At 72.1% G+C, this 17,658-nt stretch carries 17 protein-coding genes; 1 reads left to right on the top strand and 16 read right to left on the bottom strand.

The window, feature by feature from the left end; genetic code table 11:
* The 16 genes from ABZ478_RS31155 to ABZ478_RS31080 form a co-directional block, all read right to left on the bottom strand.
* The coding region (locus ABZ478_RS31155; RefSeq protein ID WP_359554484.1) for a flavodoxin-dependent (E)-4-hydroxy-3-methylbut-2-enyl-diphosphate synthase at positions 1–533 on the bottom strand (533 nt) is incomplete at its 3' end.
* Positions 534–537: 4 nt separating this feature from the next.
* Positions 538–1,560 carry an adenosyl-hopene transferase HpnH gene (gene hpnH / locus ABZ478_RS31150; RefSeq protein ID WP_359554481.1) on the bottom strand — a complete coding sequence of 341 codons (1,023 nt, stop codon included), beginning with the start codon at positions 1,558–1,560 and terminating at the stop codon, positions 538–540.
* Positions 1,561–1,565: 5 nt separating this feature from the next.
* Entirely contained in the window at positions 1,566–2,207 is a 642-nt protein-coding gene (locus ABZ478_RS31145; RefSeq protein ID WP_359554478.1) for a 1-hydroxy-2-methyl-2-butenyl 4-diphosphate reductase, read from the bottom strand.
* Between the two features lies 1 nt (position 2,208).
* The gene (gene shc, locus ABZ478_RS31140) at positions 2,209–4,260 is read right to left on the bottom strand and encodes a squalene--hopene cyclase (protein ID WP_359554476.1); all 2,052 of its coding nucleotides are present in this window, start codon (positions 4,258–4,260) and stop codon (positions 2,209–2,211) included.
* Positions 4,261–4,374: 114 nt separating this feature from the next.
* Positions 4,375–5,505 carry a polyprenyl synthetase family protein gene (locus tag ABZ478_RS31135; RefSeq protein ID WP_359554475.1) on the bottom strand — a complete coding sequence of 377 codons (1,131 nt, stop codon included), beginning with the start codon at positions 5,503–5,505 and terminating at the stop codon, positions 4,375–4,377.
* Entirely contained in the window at positions 5,505–6,941 is a 1,437-nt protein-coding gene (gene hpnE, locus ABZ478_RS31130; protein ID WP_359554473.1) for a hydroxysqualene dehydroxylase HpnE, read from the bottom strand. Before hpnE ends, ABZ478_RS31135 begins: the two co-directional genes overlap by 1 nt.
* On the bottom strand, positions 6,938–7,078 hold the full coding sequence (locus ABZ478_RS31125; RefSeq protein WP_359554470.1) for a DUF6380 family protein: 141 nt from the start codon (positions 7,076–7,078) through the stop codon (positions 6,938–6,940). Before ABZ478_RS31125 ends, hpnE begins: the two co-directional genes overlap by 4 nt.
* Positions 7,078–8,028 (bottom strand): presqualene diphosphate synthase HpnD, encoded by a 951-nt coding sequence (gene hpnD / locus ABZ478_RS31120; protein ID WP_359554469.1) that lies wholly within the window; start codon positions 8,026–8,028, stop codon positions 7,078–7,080. The genes ABZ478_RS31125 and hpnD overlap by 1 nt, the downstream gene beginning before the upstream one ends.
* The gene (hpnC, locus tag ABZ478_RS31115) at positions 8,025–8,921 is read right to left on the bottom strand and encodes a squalene synthase HpnC (protein ID WP_359554466.1); all 897 of its coding nucleotides are present in this window, start codon (positions 8,919–8,921) and stop codon (positions 8,025–8,027) included. Before hpnC ends, hpnD begins: the two co-directional genes overlap by 4 nt.
* A 358-nt stretch (positions 8,922–9,279) precedes the next feature.
* Positions 9,280–10,077 (bottom strand): ABC transporter ATP-binding protein, encoded by a 798-nt coding sequence (locus ABZ478_RS31110; protein ID WP_359554463.1) that lies wholly within the window; start codon positions 10,075–10,077, stop codon positions 9,280–9,282.
* The gene (locus ABZ478_RS31105; protein ID WP_359554460.1) at positions 10,070–10,999 is read right to left on the bottom strand and encodes an ABC transporter permease; all 930 of its coding nucleotides are present in this window, start codon (positions 10,997–10,999) and stop codon (positions 10,070–10,072) included. The genes ABZ478_RS31110 and ABZ478_RS31105 overlap by 8 nt, the downstream gene beginning before the upstream one ends.
* A 95-nt stretch (positions 11,000–11,094) precedes the next feature.
* On the bottom strand, positions 11,095–11,967 hold the full coding sequence (locus tag ABZ478_RS31100) for a glycosyltransferase (protein WP_359554457.1): 873 nt from the start codon (positions 11,965–11,967) through the stop codon (positions 11,095–11,097).
* A gap of 5 nt (positions 11,968–11,972) precedes the next feature.
* Positions 11,973–12,752 carry a CDP-alcohol phosphatidyltransferase family protein gene (locus ABZ478_RS31095; protein ID WP_359554456.1) on the bottom strand — a complete coding sequence of 260 codons (780 nt, stop codon included), beginning with the start codon at positions 12,750–12,752 and terminating at the stop codon, positions 11,973–11,975.
* The gene (locus tag ABZ478_RS31090; protein ID WP_359554453.1) at positions 12,730–13,791 is read right to left on the bottom strand and encodes an iron-containing alcohol dehydrogenase family protein; all 1,062 of its coding nucleotides are present in this window, start codon (positions 13,789–13,791) and stop codon (positions 12,730–12,732) included. The genes ABZ478_RS31095 and ABZ478_RS31090 overlap by 23 nt, the downstream gene beginning before the upstream one ends.
* A complete protein-coding gene (locus ABZ478_RS31085; RefSeq protein WP_359554451.1) occupies positions 13,779–14,531 on the bottom strand; it encodes a phosphocholine cytidylyltransferase family protein in 753 nt (250 codons plus the stop codon). The genes ABZ478_RS31090 and ABZ478_RS31085 overlap by 13 nt, the downstream gene beginning before the upstream one ends.
* Positions 14,528–16,336, bottom strand: coding sequence for a DUF5941 domain-containing protein (locus ABZ478_RS31080; RefSeq protein ID WP_359554449.1), 1,809 nt, complete (start codon positions 16,334–16,336; stop codon positions 14,528–14,530). Before ABZ478_RS31080 ends, ABZ478_RS31085 begins: the two co-directional genes overlap by 4 nt.
* Positions 16,337–16,614: 278 nt before the next feature.
* Here ABZ478_RS31080 and galE point away from each other — a divergent pair, with 278 nt between their 5' ends.
* Positions 16,615–17,586 (top strand): UDP-glucose 4-epimerase GalE, encoded by a 972-nt coding sequence (gene galE, locus ABZ478_RS31075; RefSeq protein WP_359554448.1) that lies wholly within the window; start codon positions 16,615–16,617, stop codon positions 17,584–17,586.
* Positions 17,587–17,658 lie beyond the last annotated feature (72 nt).

Genomic DNA, 17,658 nt, shown 5'->3' with positions numbered 1-17,658 from the left:
AGGGACGCCTCCCACAGGGCCGACTCGACGAGCGCCTCCGGGGTGGCCTTGCCGTACTTCTGCAGCAGCCGCCTGTCCAGGGAACCCGCGTTGACACCGATCCGGATCGGGGTGCCGTGGTCCCTGGCGGCCCGCGCGATCTCCTTCACCTGGTCGTCGAACTGCTTGATGTTGCCCGGGTTCACCCGCACCGCCGCGCAGCCCGCCTCGATCGCGGCGAAGACGTACTTGGGCTGGAAGTGGATGTCCGCGATCACCGGGATCCGCGACTTGCGGGCGATGGCCGGCAGCGCGTCCGCGTCGTCCTGCGTGGGGCAGGCGACCCGGACGATCTGGCAGCCGGACGCGGTCAGCTCGGCGATCTGCTGGAGGGTGGCACCGATGTCCGACGTACGGGTCGTCGTCATCGACTGCACCGAGACCGGGGCTCCGCCCCCCACCGCCACCGGCCCGACATCGATCCGCCGCGACACACGCCGCGGCGCGACCGGCCGGGCCGGCACCTCGGGGACACCCAGAGGCACGGCGGTCATGGCGTCACTCCCGGTTTCCGGAGACGGTCTCGCGCATGGCCCGCAGCGACTCCTTCAGGGAGCCCATGGTGGCAAGGACGGCGGTGGGCTCGTAGCCGCAGTGCGCCATGCAGTTGGCGCAGCGCGGGTCCTTGCCGCGGCCGTACTTGTCCCAGTCGGTCTCCTCGATGAGCTCGCGGTACGTCGGGACGTAGCCGTCGCTCATCAGGTAGCAGGGGCGCTGCCAGCCGAAGAGCGAGTAGTTCGGGATCGCCCAGGCGGTGCAGGGGAAGTCGACCTTGCCCTCCAGGAAGTCCAGGAAGAGCGGGGAGTGGTTGAGCCGCCACTTGCGGCGGTTGCCGCCCGCGAAGGCCTTCCGGAACAGCTCGCGGGTCTGCTCCACGCCCAGGAAGTGCTCCTGGTCGGGCGCCTTCTCGTAGGCGTAGGCGGGCGAGATCATCATCTCGTCCACCCGCAGGTCGTCATTGAGGAAGTTGAGCACCTCGATGATCGTCTGGGGGGTGTCGGTGTTGAAGAAGGTGGAGTTGGTGGTCACCCGGAAGCCGCGCCGCTTGGCCTCCTTGATGGCCTCCACCGCCTCGTCGAACACCCCCTCCTTCGCGACCGACTCGTCGTGCCGCTCCCGCAGCCCGTCGATGTGCACCGCGAAGGCGAAGTAGGGCGAGGGCGTGAACTTGTCCATCTTCTTGCGCATCAGCAGTGCGTTGGTGCAGAGGAAGACGTACTTCCGCCTGGCCACGAGCTGGCGCACGATCTCGTCGATCTGCGGGTGCATCAGCGGTTCCCCGCCGGCGATGGACACCATCGGCGCACCCGACTCCAGCACCGCGCCCACGGCCTGGGCGACCGGCATGCGCTGCTTGAGCACACCGGCCGGGTGCTGGATCTTGCCGCAGCCCTCGCACTTGAGGTTGCAGGCGAAGAGCGGTTCCAGTTCGACGATCAGCGGAAACTTGTCCCGCCTGCGGAGTTTCTGTTCGGCCAGGTATGTAGCGACCTTGATGGACTGACGCAACGGCATGGCCATCTGGCTCACCTCCGGGGGAGCGACAAAGAACGGTGCCATTCATAAAATGCGGGAAGAACGGAACGAAGAACGCGGAAGGCTGATATTCCACCGCGCAACGTGCCGATCCGGACGAGTTCATGTTCCGGAGCGTCCACGACCACCCGTACGGCCGCAACCGGACGCTCGCCGGCGCGCACGGCGCTCAGCAGCGTGGCCGCCGACTCCATGTCGACGGCGATCGCGCCGGTCGCGCGCAGCGCGGACCGCTCCGGGCCGCGGACGACGTGGTCGGAGCCGGTGAGCGGTCCGGTGTGGACGGTGCGCCCGGGCAGGACGCGCGCGAGCTCCTTGACGAGCGGTTCGGTGTCCACGCACGGGACGGTCCCGCGCGGGTCCCGGGTCTCCTCGGCGACGACCAGGTCGCCGGGGTGCATACCGGGGGCGAGCCCGGCGCAGAAGCCGGTGGCCAGAACGGCCGCGGCGGTGAGCGCCGGCTCGGACAGGTACCGGGTGACGGACCGTTCCGCCGCCCGGGGCCCCATGCCGGTGCGGACGAAGGTGACCGGCCCTCCCGCCCCGCCGCGGTCGCCGGTGCGCAGGGCGAGGTGCTCGATGCCGAGCGCGCAGGCGATCAGCAGCGGAGGCGGGGCGGGCCGGGTGCTCACCTCAGCTCACCGTGGCCTCGGGCAGCGGCTTCCTGCCGTCGGAGTGGGACCTCCTGGCCCGGGCGAGCGGGGGCCGCTCGAAGGGGTCGCCGTGCAGATAGCGGCCGAGCGCGGTGAGCGGGAACACCTGGCGGTACAGGTGGTAGTTGATGGAGAAGTCCCAGGGGAAGCCGGTGCCGGTGAAGTACGGCTCGTCCCAGGAGCCGTCCTCCCGCTGGGTCGCGGCCAGCCACTGGATGCCGCGTTCCACGGCCTGCGAGTCCCGCTCCCCCGCCGCGAGCAGCGCCATCAGCGCCCAGCCGGTCTGCGAGGCGGTGGAGGCGCCGCGGCCGCTCCACTCCTTGACGTGCTTGTAGGAGCGCAGGTCCTCGCCCCAGCCGCCGTCGTCGTTCTGCACCTTCTCCAGCCAGGCCACCGCCCGCCGGATCGCCGGGTGGGAGCCGGGCAGACCGGCCGCGGTGAGGGCGGGCACCACGGAACCGGTGCCGTACAGGTAGTTGACGCCCCAACGTCCGAACCACGAGCCGTCGGGCTCCTGTTCGGCGAGCAGCCAGTCGATGCCGCGCCGGGTGCGGGGATCGTGGGCCAGGCCCTCGGCGGCGAGCATCTCGACGACGTGGGCGGTGACGTCGGCGGACGGCGGGTCGATGACCTCGCCGAAGTCGCAGAACGGCAGCCGGTTCGGGAACGGGCTGGTGTTGTCGACGTCGAAGGCGCCCCACGCGCCGTTCCTCGACTGCATCCCCAGGTTCCAGCGCACCGCGCGCCCGACGGCGTGGTCCACGCGCTCGGGGTCGTGGTGCCGGACCCGGCGCAGCGCGAGAGCCACCTCGGCGGTGTCGTCGATGTCGGGGTAGTTGTCGTTGTGGAACTCGAACGCCCACCCGCCGGGCGGAAGTTGGGGTCGCTTCACGGCCCAGTCACCGGGCCGGACGATCTCCTCGCCGAGCATCCAGTCGGCCGCCCTGACCAGTTGCGGATGGTCGACCGGCAGGCCCGCGTCGACGAGCGCGATGGTGGCGAGGCAGGTGTCCCACACCGGGGACTGGCAGGCCTCGATCATCCGGGCGCCGTCCTCGCGCCACACGGCGAAGCGGTCCAGTGAGGCGAGACCCTCGCGCATCACCGGGTGCTGGAGGTCGTAGCCGAGCAGGCGCAGGGCGATGACCGAGTACACGGCCGGGGGCTGGATGCCGCCCCAGCAGCCGTCGTTCTCCTGCCGCTCGATGATCCAGCGGGCGGCGGAGTTCATCGCGGCCCTGCGCAGCCGGCGCGGGACGACCTTGCGCAGTCGGTGCAGCGCCTTGTCGAGGCGCTGGAAGGCGCCGTCCCAACTCGCCGCCGGTGCCAGCGGCTTGGCGGGGTTGGGGTCGGCCGGGTCGGTGTGCAGCTCGTCCAGCGGGAAGGGGGCCGGGCGGACGGGGCGCTTGGCCGAGACGATGGTCAGCGGCACGATGGTCTGCCGGGCCCAGCACCCGAAGTCGTAGATGTTGAGCGGCATCCAGCGGGGGAAGTAGATGAGTTCCGGCGGGAGTTCGGGCAGATCGTCCCACTTCCACCAGCCGAACAGGGCGAGCCAGATCCGGGTGAAGACACGGGAGGCGGCGATGCCGCCGCGTTCGCGGACCCAGGCCGAGGCCTTCGCCATGTGCGGGGCGTCGGGCGCGTCGCCGGCCAGCCGCAGGGCGACGTACGCCTCGATGGTGGTGGACAGTTCGCCGGGGCCGCCGTAGAAGGTGGCCCAGGTGCCGTCCGGGCGCTGCTCGCCGCGGATGAACAGGGCGGCGGCCCGCGTCGTCTCCTCGTCCAGGATGCCCAGGAACTGACGGAGCAGCAGGTCTTCGGCGTCCATGGTGACGTTCGTCTCCAGGTCGCCCTTCCACCAGCCCTGGGCGTCCTGCCGGGCGAGCAGGAAGTCGGTGGCGCGGCGCGCGGCGCGTTCGGCGGCTTCTGGTACCCCGGCCGCCTCGGGGATGGTGATGTCTGTTTCGCTGGCCGCGGCAGCGCGGGGCGGCATGGTCGCTCCGGTGCTTCCGTCGGTCGTCGCTGTCATGGCTTCCCCTTCGTGCAGTCGTGCGAGTCGTGCTGCTGTGGGTCCGCCGTCGGCCGGTGCCGTCATCCGCGGCACCGGCCGGCGACTACGCGAGGGTTATTCGGCCGATAGTGATCATCTCTTCCGTACGACGACGAAATCGGCGAGTGCCGTGAAGGCGGCCCTCACCCGGTCGGGCATGTGGACGGCGTCGAGTGCCTCGACGGCGATCGCGTGCTGCCGGCGTGCCTCCCCTGCCGTCCACTCTCGGCCGCCGGCCTCCTCGATGAGGGCGGCCCGGGCCGCGAACTCCTCCTCGGAGAAGTTCTCGAAGTCGCTGCTCTTGGCGTCGGCGGCGAGGATCTCGCCGAGCCGTTCGGAGGCGTCGCCGCCCGCCGCGAGCGCGGCCACCACCGGCAGGGACTTCTTGCGCTGGCGCAGGTCGCTCCAGGTCTGCTTGCCGGTGGCCTCCGGGTCGCCCCAGATGCCGAGGAGGTCGTCGACGGCCTGGAAGGCGAGTCCGAGGTGGTAGCCGTAGCGCTCCAGCGCGTCGGCGGTGGCGTCGTCCGCGCCGCCGAGGACCGCGCCGATCGAGGAGGCGCAGGCGAGCAGCGCGCCGGTCTTGTTGCCCTCCATCTCCAGGCACTCCTCGACGCTGACGCGGTCGCGGTGCTCGTAGGAGATGTCCTGCGCCTGACCGTCGATCAGGGCGCGGGTGGCGGTGGTCAGCCGGCGGGTGGCGCGGCCGGCCTCGACGGTGCCGAGCTCCAGCAGGACCTCGTTGCCGAGGGCGAACAGGGCGTCACCGACCAGGATGGCCTGGGCGGGGCCGTGCACCTTCCAGACGGTGTCGCGGTGCCGGCGCTGCTCGTCGCCGTCCATCAGGTCGTCGTGCAGCAGCGAGAAGTTGTGGACGAGTTCCACGGCGACCGCGCCGGGGACGCCCACCTCGGGCGCGGCGCCGGTCACCTCGGCGGAGAGCACGGCGAGGGCGGGGCGCACGGCCTTGCCGCCGTCCCCGTCGGCCGGGTTGCCCGCGGCGTCGATCCAGCCGAAGTGGTAGGCGGCGACGGTGTCCATGGGCGGCGCCAGGCGGTCGACGGCGGCGCGCAGGACCGGGGTGGCCAGGGTGCGGCCGCGCTCCAGCAGCGCGGTCACGTCCACCGCGGTCCTCGAGTCGGCCGTCGAGGCGGGGGGCACAGTGGGCACAGTCTCTCCTGTTGTTGCGGTACCGGGGGTGGGGCCCGCCGCGTAGTGCTCGGTCATCAGGCCGCCTCCTCGAACGCGAAGAGGCGGGCGGGGCGGGGCCGGCCCAGGGCGTTCAGCGCGGCGTCGGCCGCGCTCACGCCGCTGCGGACCGCACTCTCCATGGTCGCGGGCCACCCGGTGGCGGTCCACGCTCCGGCCAGGTACAGGCCGGGAGCCTTGGTGCGGGCGCCGGGCCGCAGCCGGCCGACGCCGGGGGTGGGGGCGAACGTCGCCGTGCGCTCCCGGGTCACGAAGAAGTCCTTCACCACGGCGCCGCGCGCACCGGGAATCAGCCGCTCCAGCTCGGGCAGGTAGCGCTCGCGGAGCACGGCGACCGGTTCGTCGATGTCGTCCAGCGCGGCCGACTGGGACACCGCGAGGTACTGGCCCTCGCGCAGCCCGGAGGCGTCGGTGCGGTCGAAGACCCACTGCACGCGGGTGCCGAGGGCGGCGACGAACGGCCGGGCGAGCACCGGGCGGTCGTAGACGACGTGCACGTTGAGGATGGGCGCGGTGCCGATCTCCAGCAGCCGCCCGGGGTCGTCGAGGGCGCCGGGCGGCAGCAGGCCGTGCGTCTCGCGCTGGGGCACGGCGAGGACGACCGCGTCGGCGCGGAGTGTTTCGCCGGGAACCTGAACGCTCCAGCCTCCGTTCCCGTTGAGGGAGACGGAGGTGACGCGTGTACGGACTTCGGTACGGACGCCCGCGGAGTCGAGCGCCTTGCGCGCCAGCCGGTCGTGCAGTTCGCCGAGCGGTACGGCGGCCCAGCCGATGTCGGCCGCGCCCGGGTCGGACAGCAGACCGGTCTTGAACACCATCGCGGCGAGCCCCAGTGAGGCGTCGCCCGCGACCGCGTTGAGGGTGGCGACCCCGACCAGGTCCCACAGGGCCTCGACGGCCCGCGCCGACTGGCCGTGCGCGGCCAGCCAGCTGCCGAAGTCCTGTGCGTCCAGGGCCGGATCGGTGAGGTCGAGCCCCTTGAGCGCGAGCGCGGCGCGCCCGACGGCGGCGCGCTCGGCGAGCGAGAGGTGCGGGTAGGTGGCCAGGCTGCGCCCCAGGTGGAGGGGGACGGGCAGCGGGTCGCGCCGCAGCCGCCCGAGCCGTTTGCCCTCGGGCTTGGCGACGTCGACGACGGGCACGTCCAGGCGGTCCTGCAGCGGCGCCAGCGCCGCGCCCTCGATCCGGTCGAGGAACCAGCGGTAGGCGGTGCAGCAGCGCAGGTACACGTGCTGGCCGTTGTCGACGGTCAACTCGCCGCGCTGGAAGGAGAAGGCGAGACCGCCCAGCCGGGGTCTGCCTTCGACGAGCGTGACGTCGACGCCCGCGTCGGCGAGCGCGAGAGCCGCGGTGATACCGGCGAGACCGCCGCCGACGACGACGGCGGTACGCCGCGCCGGGGCCTCGGGTGCCCGGGCACCGGCGTGCGCCTGTTCGGCGCGGGAGCCCTCGCTCATCCTGCGTCCTTCCCTGCGTGCCGACCGTGCTGGATGAACGGTGCACGGTCGCCCGTCGCAGTCAGGGACGCCACGCCGCAGCGCGGGGTTGCCCGCCGCGCCGCATCGTCGGAACCGGACGGTTCCCGGGAACCCATCAGGCGCGCCTCCTGACGGTCCGCCGGGAGACGTGCCGGGTGTCGAGGCCGGACAGTCCGCGCACGGCGACGTACGCCTTCTCGCGTCCGGGCAGCGAGACCCGGCCGCGCAGCACGGCCCCGGGGTCGCGCTCGATGCGGTCCAGCAGCCGGCGGTAGATGCCGGCCATGGCGGCCACGCAGGCGCCGCTGCGCCGGTCGAGCATGGGGAGCAGCCGGTAGCCCTCGGCGAACAGGGCGCGGGCCCGCCGCACTTCGAAGTGCACGAGGCCGGCGAAGTCGGAGCCCTGCGGTGGAGTGGGCCCGTCGAACCCGGCCGAGCAGCCGAACTTGGCCAGGTCGTCGGCGGGCAGATAGGTGCGCCCGCCCTCGGCGTCCTCACGGACGTCGCGGAGGATGTTGGTGAGCTGTAGCGCGAGGCCGAGCGTGTCGGCGTACTCGGGGGCGCGCTCGGCGCCGCGCGCGCCCGGTTCCGTACCGAAGACGCCGAGCGAGAGACGGCCGATGGCGCCGGCCACGCAGCGGCAGTAGACCTTCAGGTCGTGCCAGGTCTCGTAGGTCTCGCCGCGCACGTCCATCTGGACGCCGTCGATCAGCTCGTCCAGACCGCCGAGCGGGATCGGGAAGGCGCGCGCGGCATCGGCGAGGGCCACCGCCACCGGGTCGGTGTGGTCCTCCTCGATCTCGCCGGCGCGGATCAGGGTGAGCAGTTCCCGGGTGTCCTCGAGCCGCGCGACCTTCACCTCGGCCGGCAGGCCGCCGTCGCCGATGTCGTCGACGCGCCGGGAGAACGCGTACAGCGCGGACATGGCGCGCCGCTTGGGCGTCGGCAGCAGCCGGATGCCGTAGGCGAAGTTGCGGGCCTGCTGCCCGGTGACGGCCTCGCAGTAGCCGTATGCGGCGAGTACCGGTGCGGACACGTGCGGCACAGACTCCACGGTCCGGATCACCCCTCTCCTCGCAGAGTCGCGCCCGCCTCACGCAGCAACTGGACCTTGCCGGGCTTGGGCGGGCCGGGAAGTACGTCGTATTCGGCGGCGGCGATCGCCCGGACCGCCGCCCTTCCCCCCGCCACGAACCCCGCGAGCAGCAGCTTCAACCTGCCGTGGACGCTACCCACCAAGGGGGCGCCTTCATTCAGCAGATCGCGGGCGCGTTGTGCTTCGTATGCAACCAGGGCGCGCACCGAAGCGCTCGCGATTTTCGCGGCGAGGTCGGTTTCCTGGACGTGGAAACGTTTCATGTCCTGGGCCGGCAGATAGATCCGGTCACGGCCGAGGTCCTCCGCGACGTCCTGGAGGTGCTCGACGATCTGCAGCGCGGTGCAGATCGAGTCGGACAGCCGGATCCGCTCGGGGGTCGCGGTGCCGGTCACGGCGAGGACGAGGCGGCCGACGGGGTTCGCGGACAGTTCGCAGTAGGCGAGGAGGTCGTCGTAGGTCTCGTAGCGCCGCACCAGTTGGTCCTGACGGTTGGCGGCGATCAGGCCGAGGAACGGCTCGGGGGTGAGGGAGCGGCGGCGTGCCGTGGGCTGCAGGCGGCGCAGCAGCGGGTGGCGCGGGGTGCCGTCGAAGACCCGGCGCAGATCGGCCTCGAAGGCGTCGAGGAGGACCAGCCGGTCCCCGGCCTCGGCGGCCGGCACACCGAGGGCGCGGGCGTCGGCGCCGCCGGGGGCGAGGTCGCCGTCGCCGATGTCGTCCACCAGGCGGGCGAATCCGTACACGGCCATGAGGTCGTCGCGCCAGGCGCGGGGCAGGAAGAAGGGGGCCACGGGGAAGTTCTCGCTCGCGGCCTTGTCGAGGGTGGCGCGCTCCAGGTCCGGCGCCGTGCGGGTTGCCGTCACCGCGGGCTGCCCGGGGCGTGGACGGCACATGCTGCGCTGAGCTGGGGAGTTTCCGTAGCCATTGCCGTCACATCTCCCGTTCTACACTGCCGATCCGATACACACTATTTCGGACACGCCGCCTGGCCCTCCGCGGGGCGGCCCGGCGGAGGGTGTCGCGCTTTATCGCCCCATGTGCCGCTTTCGGGGACCGGTACAGCTTACGTTGTACAACGCAGCTTGGACCGGCAGGGTGTCCCGCGCATCACAACAACACACCAATTGCCGTCAAGATTCCTACGTCATGCGCGAGTTGACGTTTCCTTTGCAGACGCAGGGCCCCGCCGGAGAGGTTCCGCGGGGCCCTGGCCGAAACGGGTCACTTGCCCGTGAACTTCTCGTACTCCTTGAGGACCTCTTCGGTGGGTCCGTCCATGCGCAGTTCACCGCGTTCCAGCCACAGGACGCGGTCGCAGGTGTCGCGGATGGACTTGTTGTTGTGGCTGACCAGGAAGACCGTGCCGGCCTCCTTGCGCAGTTCCCGGATCCGCGCCTCCGAGCGCTTCTGGAACTTGCGGTCACCGGTGGCCAGCGCCTCGTCGATCATGAGGACGTCGTGGTCCTTGGCGGCGGCGATGGAGAAGCGCAGCCGGGCCGCCATGCCGGAGGAGTACGTCCGCATCGGCAGGGTGATGAAGTCGCCCTTCTCGTTGATCCCCGAGAAGTCGACGATGTCCTGGTAGCGCTCCTTGACCTGCTCGCGGGACATGCCCATCGCGAGACCGCCGAGGATGACGTTGCGCTCACCGGTGAGGTCGTTCATCAGGGCGGCGTTGACGCCGAGCAGGGAGGGCTGGCCGTCGGTGTAGACCTTGCCGCTCTCGGCGGGGAGCAGTCCGGCGATGGCGCGCAGCAGCGTGGACTTGCCGGAGCCGTTGGATCCGATCAGGCCGATCGCCTCTCCGCGGCGGGCGACGAAGGAGACTCCGCGCACCGCGTGCACCTTGCGCACGCCGCGCGCCCCGTCGTCGGAGCCGCGCTTGAGTATGCGGCTGAGGGCGGCGGTGGCGCTGCCCTTGCCGGTCCTGGCGCCGTTGACCCGGTAGACGATGTGCAGCTCGTCCGCGATGACGGTCGGGCGCGGGTCCGGGGTGTCCTGGATGTCGGTCTCAGCCACGGCCGTACCTCTCCTCCGCCTTCCAGAAGTACACGAAGCCGCCGGCGAATACGATCACGGCCCAGAACAGGGCGATGGCCCACACGTGCGGCGGCAGGTTCGAGGCGCCGTACCCGTCGATCAGCGCGAACCGCATCAGGTCCATGTAGACGGCGGCCGGGTTGACCTGCAGCAGCCGGACCACCCACTCGGGGCGGCCCTCCATCATCTTGCTGATGGAGAACATGACACCGGAGGCGTACATCCAGGTGCGCAGGACGAACGGCATCAGCTGGGCGAGGTCCGGGGTCTTGGCGCCGAGGCGGGCGACGATCAGCGCGAGACCGGTGTTGAACAGGAACTGCAGCACCAGCACCGGGATGATCAGCAGCCAGGACATCCCCGGGTAGCTGCCGAACCCGATGGCCACGATGAACATCACGATCATCGAGAACAGCAGCTGCTGGAGCTGCTGCAGCGAGAAGGAGACGGGCAGCGAGGCGCGCGGGAAGTGCAGGGCGCGCACCAGGCCCAGGTTGCCGGAGATCGCGCGGACGCCGGTCATGACCGAGCTCTGCGTGAAGGTGAACACGAACACGCCCGTGACCAGGAACGGGATGTACACGTCCTGGGACATGCCGCGGCTCGCGTGCAGGATGACGCCGAAGATGAAGTAGTAGACCGCCGCGTTCAGCAGCGGGGTCGCCACCTGCCAGAGCTGGCCCAGCTTGGCCTGGCTGTACTGCGCGGTCAGCTTCGCCTGGGAGAAGGCGAGGATGAAGTGGCGGCGCCCCCACAGCTGGCCCACGTACTCGGCGAGCGAGGGCCGGGCGCCGCTCACCGCGAGTCCGTACTTGGCGGCGAGCTGGGCGGCCGTCAGTCCCTCGTCGGGCGACGGGGCCGCGGTCACCGCGACTCCGGCGTCATGCGTTGTCTCACTCACGGGTGGAAGCTTTCGTCTTCGAGTACGTCTTGCACGGTTGCGTCTTCAAGGGCGGCGGACCCGCCCGCCGGGGCGGGTCCGTACGGTCGAGCTTGTCAGATCACCGGGGGCCGGCCCAGTCGGGTCAGCCGCCACACCGTACGCCAGCGCATCGGGCTCCGGGGCCCGCAGGGGCTGCTCCACCCCTCCTTGAAGCCGCCGAACCAGGCCTTCAGGGCCGGTCCGGAGGGCCGGCGCAGCAGCGTGAGCAGCAGCCAGACCCCGAGGTAGACCGGGACCAGGAGGGCGGGGAGGTTGCGGCGGGCCAGCCAGACCCGGTTGCGGGCGACCATGCGGTGGTACACCGCGTGCCGCGAGGGCGCGGTCGTCGGGTGGTAGAGCACCATGTCGGACCGGTAGTCGATCATCCAGCCGGCGTCGAGGGCCCGCCAGGCCAGGTCGGTCTCCTCGTGGGCGTAGAAGAACTCGTCCGGGAGGACGCCGGCGTCGGCGAAGACCCGGGTGCGGACGGCGTTGGCGCCGCCGAGGAAGGTGGTGACCCGGGAGGAGCGCATCGGGTCGGAGGCGCGCAGCCGGGGCACGTGCCGGCGCTGGGTCTCGCCGGTCTCGGGGTCCGCGATGCGGAAGCTGATGATGCCGAGCTCCGGGTCGGCCGTGAAGGCCTCGCGGCACAGCTCGGCCGTGTCGTGGCGGGCCAGCAGGCCGTCGTCGTCCAGGAAGAGCAGTATGTCGACATCGCGGCCGGCGGGCCCGAAGGCCGCTATGCCGACGTTGCGGCCGCCGGGGATGCCCAGGTTCTCGGGCAGTTCCACGGTCCGGACGCCCTCGGGGACGTCCGGGACGGGCGAGCCGTTGCCGACGACGACCACCTCGACGCGGTCGCCGTCCTGCTTGGCGACGGAGTCGAGCAGTGCCCTCAGCTCCTCGGGCCGGTTGCCCATGGTGATGATGACCGCGCCGACCTTCATGGCACTCACCTCAGCCTGCTGGACGCCAGGATGGACACCAGGTGCAGCACGGTCTGCAGCAGGGCGATGCCCGCGAGGACGGCGGTGCCGAGCCGGGTGAAGAACAGGTCGCCGTGGATCTGGTCGGCGATCGCCAGGACCAGGATCAGCAGCGCGGCCTCGATGCCGAGGATCAGCCGGTGGAACTTCAGCGCCGCGGCGGCCCGGCGGGCCAGCGCCATGCCGGAGGAGCGCGGCTCGGCCGCCGCCTCCTGGACCGGCGGCTTCCCGGCCTGGTGCCGGGCGACGCCGACCAGGTCGGTCTCGGCCTTGATCAGGATGGCGCCCAGCGCGGCGAGCGTGCCGAGGAAGGCCCACAGCCAGTCGATCCGGCCGCCGCCCCACAGGTCGGCGGCGCGCAGCCCGAGGCCGACCAGGACGGCCGCGTCGGTGAGGTAGGCACCGACCCGGTCCAGGTAGACCCCGCTGAGCGAGTACTGCTGCTTCCAGCGGGCGACCTCGCCGTCGACGCAGTCCAGCAGCAGGTAGAGCTGGGTGGCGACCACGCCGAGCACGGCGCCCGTGATCCCCGGCACCAGCAGCGCCGGGGCCGCGAGCACCCCGCAGAGGGTCATCAGGTACGTGAGCTGGTTGGGCGTGACCCGGGTGTTCACCAGGTAGCGGTCGACGCGCAGGGACACCTCTCGCATGTAGAGGCGTCCTCCCCAGTGCTCACCGCTGCGCCGGTCCTTCACCCCGACGGGGTGGACGACCGGACGGAGTTCAGCTACCGATGGCCTTGACATAGTCGGCGTAGGTGTCCTTGATCTGGTTCGTCTTGAGGTCGAGGTGTTCGAGGATCGTGTAGCGGCCGGGCCTGGTCTCCGGAGCGAACTCCACGGCGCGGACGAACTCGTCCACCGAGAAGCCGATCTCCTCCGGCAGCACCGGAAGCCCGTGCCGGCGCAGTACGCCGGCCATGTACGCCGCCTCCTCGTGCGCTCCGCGCAGGTACATCGCGAAGGCCGCGCCGATGCCGCACTGCTCGCCGTGGGCGGCCGCCCGCTTCGGGTAGAGCAGGTCGAAGGCGTGGTTGATCTCGTGGCAGGCCCCTGAGGAGGGGCGGGAGTCACCGGAGACGGACATGGCGATGCCGGTGAGGACGAGGGCTTCGGCCAGCACCTGCAGGAAGCCGTCGTCGCCGACGCCGCCGGGGTGCCTGAGCACCGACTCGCCGGCCTGCCGGGCCATGGCGGCGGCGAGACCGTCGATCTTCTCGCCGTTGACCCGGTTGGCCAGCTCCCAGTCCGCGACCGCGGAGATGTTGGAGATGGCGTCGCCGATACCGGAGCGCACGAAGCGGACCGGCGCCTCACGGATCACGTTGAGGTCGATGACGACCGCGATCGGGTTCGGCACACCGTACGAGCCGCGGCCCGCGTCGTTGTCGAGGGTCGCGACCGGCGAGCACAGACCGTCGTGCGCGAGGTTGGTGGCGACGGCGACCAGCGGCAGCCCGACGCGCGCGGCGGCGAACTTGGCGCAGTCGATGATCTTCCCGCCGCCGAGTCCGACGACGGCGTCGTAGCGGTCGGCCTTTATGTCGCTCGCCAGCCGGACAGCGTCGTCGATGGTGCCGCCGCCGACCTCGTACCAGGTGGCGCCGGGCAGCGACGGGGCGAGGCGTTCGCGCAGCCGGGCGCCCGAGCCGTTGCTGACGGCGACGGCGAGCCGGCCGGACTGCGAGATGCGCTCGTCGGCGAGGACCCCGGCCAGGTCGTCGAGGGCACCCGGGCGGATGTCGACGACGAGCGGCGAGGGGATCAGCCGGGTCAGTACTGGCACGCGATCTCCCGTCCACGGGCGAGGTCGTCGTGGTTGTCGATCTCCACCCACTGCACGTCGCCGATCGGCGCGACGTCGATCCGGAAGCCGCGGTTCACCAGCTCCTGGTAGCCGTGCTCGTAGAACTGCTGGGGGTCGGTCTCGAAGACCGTCTTCAGGGCGTCGGCCAGCTCGGGGGCCGCGTCGCCCTCGATGAGGGTGACGCCGATGTACTCACCGGTGGCCTCGGCGGGGTCCATCAGCTTGGTGATCTTCCGGACGCCCTCGGCGGGGTCCACGACGACCTTCATCTCCTCGTCCGCCAGGGACTTCACGGTGTCCAGCGCGAGGATGATCCGCTTGCCCTCGCCGCGGGCCGCGAGCAGCGTGCGCTCCACCGAGACCGGGTGCACGGTGTCGCCGTTGGCGAGGATCACACCGTCCTTGAGGGCGTCACGGCCGCACCACAGGGAGTAGGCGTTGTTCCACTCCTCGGCCTTGTCGTTGTCGATGAGGGTGAGCTTGAGGCCGTACTTCGCCTCGAGGGCCGCCTTGCGCTCGTACACGGCCTCCTTGCGGTAGCCGACGATGATCGCGACCTCGGTCAGGCCGATCTCGGCGAAGTTGCCGAGGGTGAGGTCCAGGACCGTCGGCTCGCCCTCTATGCCCGCGGGGCCCACCGGCACCAGAGCCTTGGGAAGGCTGTCGGTGTAGGGACGCAGACGCCGTCCGGCGCCGGCCGCCAGCACGAGGCCGATCATGCGGGTTCTCCTTCGTCGTGTACGGCGGGCGCCCCTGCGGACACCCAGAAGCGGATGCTCTCGACGAGCACCAGCACGGCGACGGCCACGGCGAGGACCGTGAGCGCGGCCTTGAACTGCGAGGCGGTGAGCACCGCGGCCAGGACGGTGACGAGCAGCGTCCGCCCCTCCTGCCCCCCGATGGCGCGCACCAGCCAGGCCGGGGGCGCTCCGGCGTTGCCGCGGATGCGGTACACCGTGTCGTAGTGATGGTAGGCGACGGCCGCCACCAGGCCGAAAGCCGCGGGAAGGGCTCCGTTCACGTCCGCGTGGGCCGCCAGTACCAGCACGGTGCCGTACTCGGCGGCGCGGAACAGCGGCGGGAGCAGCCAGTCGAGGGCGCCCTTGAGGGGGCGGTACAGGGCCTGGCCGGCGGTGACGGCGTAGACGGCGGCGCCGGCGACGGGCGCCCAGGCCGGGCCGGCGAAGAGGGAGACGGCGAGCACGGCGGTGCCGGCCAGGGCCACGAGCAGTGGGGCGCCGAGGCGGACCCGGGTGGCACGTGCCACGTACGAGGCGAGCGGGCCGTTGTCGGCGAGGTCGGCCAGCGCCTGGGCCGCCCGCTCGGTGCGCCGCGCCTTGCGGGTCACCGAGCGCAGCACACGGCCGGCCGTGGTGTACGTCGCGGCGAAGGCGCAGCCGGCGAGCAGCACGTAGAAGGTGATGCGCGGGGTGGTGACCGCGGTGAGGACGGCGATCATCGCCCAGCGCTCGCCGATCGGCAGGACGATCATCCGGCGCACCCAGACCGTCCAGCCGACGCTGTCCAGCTTGTCGGAGAGGGCGGCGGTGGGGCTGGTGTTGGCGGTGGCGTCGTGGTTGGCCTCGTTGAAGGAGAAGTCCACGACGTGCCGGCAGGTCTGCAGGATCATGGCGCCCAGCGCCAGGGCCCAGACGTCGTCGCCGCCGCGGGCCGCTCCGAGGGCGAGGCCGGCGTAGTAGGCGTACTCCTTGGCCCGGTCGAAGGTGGCGTCGAGCCAGGCGCCCAGCGTGGAGTACTTCAGGGCGTAGCGGGCGAGCTGGCCGTCGGTGCAGTCGAGCACGAACGAGGCGATCAGCAGGACGCCGGCCGCGACGAAGCCGGCCCGGGTACCGGTCGCCGCGCAGCCCGCGGCTATCAGGGCGGTGAGCAGCGAGGCGGTGGTGACCTGGTTGGGGGTCAGGCCCCGGCGGGCGCACCAGCGGGCGATGTAGCGCGAGTACGGGCTGATGAAGAACGTGGTGAAGAAGCCGTCGCGGGACTTCACGGCCGACCTCAGGCGTACGGCCTCGTCGTCCACGGCGGCGACGGCCTGCCGTGCCTCGTTGCGGGCCTGCGGGTCGGCCGGGACGGCGGCGACCAGGCTGCCCAGCTCGGGGTGGTGCACACCGGCGTCGTCGGCGTCGAGCGTGGTGACGACGCGGTCGGCGAGGGAGTCGGCGTCCCCCGCGCTCGGCTTGGCCGGCGCGGCACCCCCGCCCGCGGTGGCGGTCTCCCGGTCCAGCGCCCGGGTCAGCGCCTGGCGGGCCTCCGGCTGGGCGGTGACGGCTCCGGGCACGGCGGCGAGCGGGAAGCGCGGGTCGGTGAGGCCGAGGCGCAGGGCGTGCGGGTGGCCGACGAAGCGGGCGTCCACCAGGGCCACGCGCCTTCCGGAGGGTGCGGCGGCGAGCAGGGTCCGGGTCTCGGCGGCGTCAGCGGCCACGCGCACGTCGAAGCCGAGGGACCGCAGATCGTTCTCGAGCGACGATCCGGGGACCGGCTGACCGGTGACGATGGCGGTCGACAACCGAAACTCACTCCCTGGGTGCCGACGCGGGGGCGCCGGTCTTCTGCGTGGTGGGGCGCCCCTGCCTGCGGCACTCGGGCGGCATGTCGGCAGAGGCTATCGGATGGGCGGAAGCCCGTGTTCACCGGCCGTTCACGGCCCGGCCCACGGGGGCTGCCCGGTCCTTCGCCGCGATCATCATCGGGGATGCGGGGCCCGCCCCACAAACCGCGCGGCGCAGACCCGGGCATCCTCCGGCATCGCGGACACATGCCCGGTTCGGCATAGGGTGGACGACCATGACCTGGCTGATCACCGGCGGAGCCGGATACATCGGGGCGCACGTGGCACGGGCCATGACCGGCGCCGGCGAGAGCGTCGTGGCGCTGGACGACCTGTCGGCCGCCGTGCCGGCGCGGCTCCCGGCGGGCGTCCCGCTCGTCGAGGGCTCGACGCTGGACGGGGATCTGCTCAAGCGGGTCTTCGCGGAGTACGGCGTGACGGGTGTGGTACATCTCGCGGCGCGCAAGCAGGTCGCCGAGTCCGTGGCGCAGCCCACCCGCTACTACCGGGAGAACGTGGGCGGCCTGGCCACGCTGCTGGACGCGATCGCCGAGGCCGGGATCGACCGGCTGCTGTTCTCCTCGTCGGCGGCCGTGTACGGCAACCCGGACGTGGACCTGATCACCGAGGACACCCCCTGCGCCCCGGTGAACCCCTACGGCGAGACCAAGCTGGCCGGGGAGTGGCTGGTGCGGGCGGCCGGGCAGGCGCACGGGATCTCCACGGTGTGCCTGCGCTACTTCAACGTGGCGGGGGCGGCCGCGCCGGAACTGGCGGACACCGGGGTGTTCAACATCGTGCCGATGGTCTTCGACCGGCTCACCCGGGACGAGGCCCCGCGGATCTTCGGCGACGACTATCCGACGCCGGACGGCACCTGCGTACGTGACTACATTCACGTCGCCGACCTCGCCGAGGCCCACCTGGCGGCGGCCCGGCGGCTCGCCGGGGGTGGCCGCGCGGGCGACCTGACGCTGAACATCGGCCGCGGCGAGGGCGTCTCCGTGCGGGAGATGGTCACGGTCATCGGGGAGGTCACCGGCGACCGGCGGCCCGCGCTGGTGGAGGGGCGCCGGCCCGGGGACGCGCCGCGCGCGGTCGCCTTGGCCGAGCGGGCCGCCGAGGCGCTGGGCTGGCGGGCCCGGCTCGGGGTGCGGGAAATGATCGAGTCGGCCTGGGCGGGCTGGCGGCTGCACCACGGCGGCTGAGCCGGAGCCGGTCGCCGAGCGGCCGTCCGCTGCCTGACCTGCCGCTTGTTTGCGCAGGTCAGGGCAGATGAC

The organism is Streptomyces sp. NPDC005706, from assembly GCF_040631045.1.
GTDB lineage: Bacteria > Actinomycetota > Actinomycetes > Streptomycetales > Streptomycetaceae > Streptomyces.
This window is presented reverse-complemented; position numbering and strand designations above follow the sequence as displayed.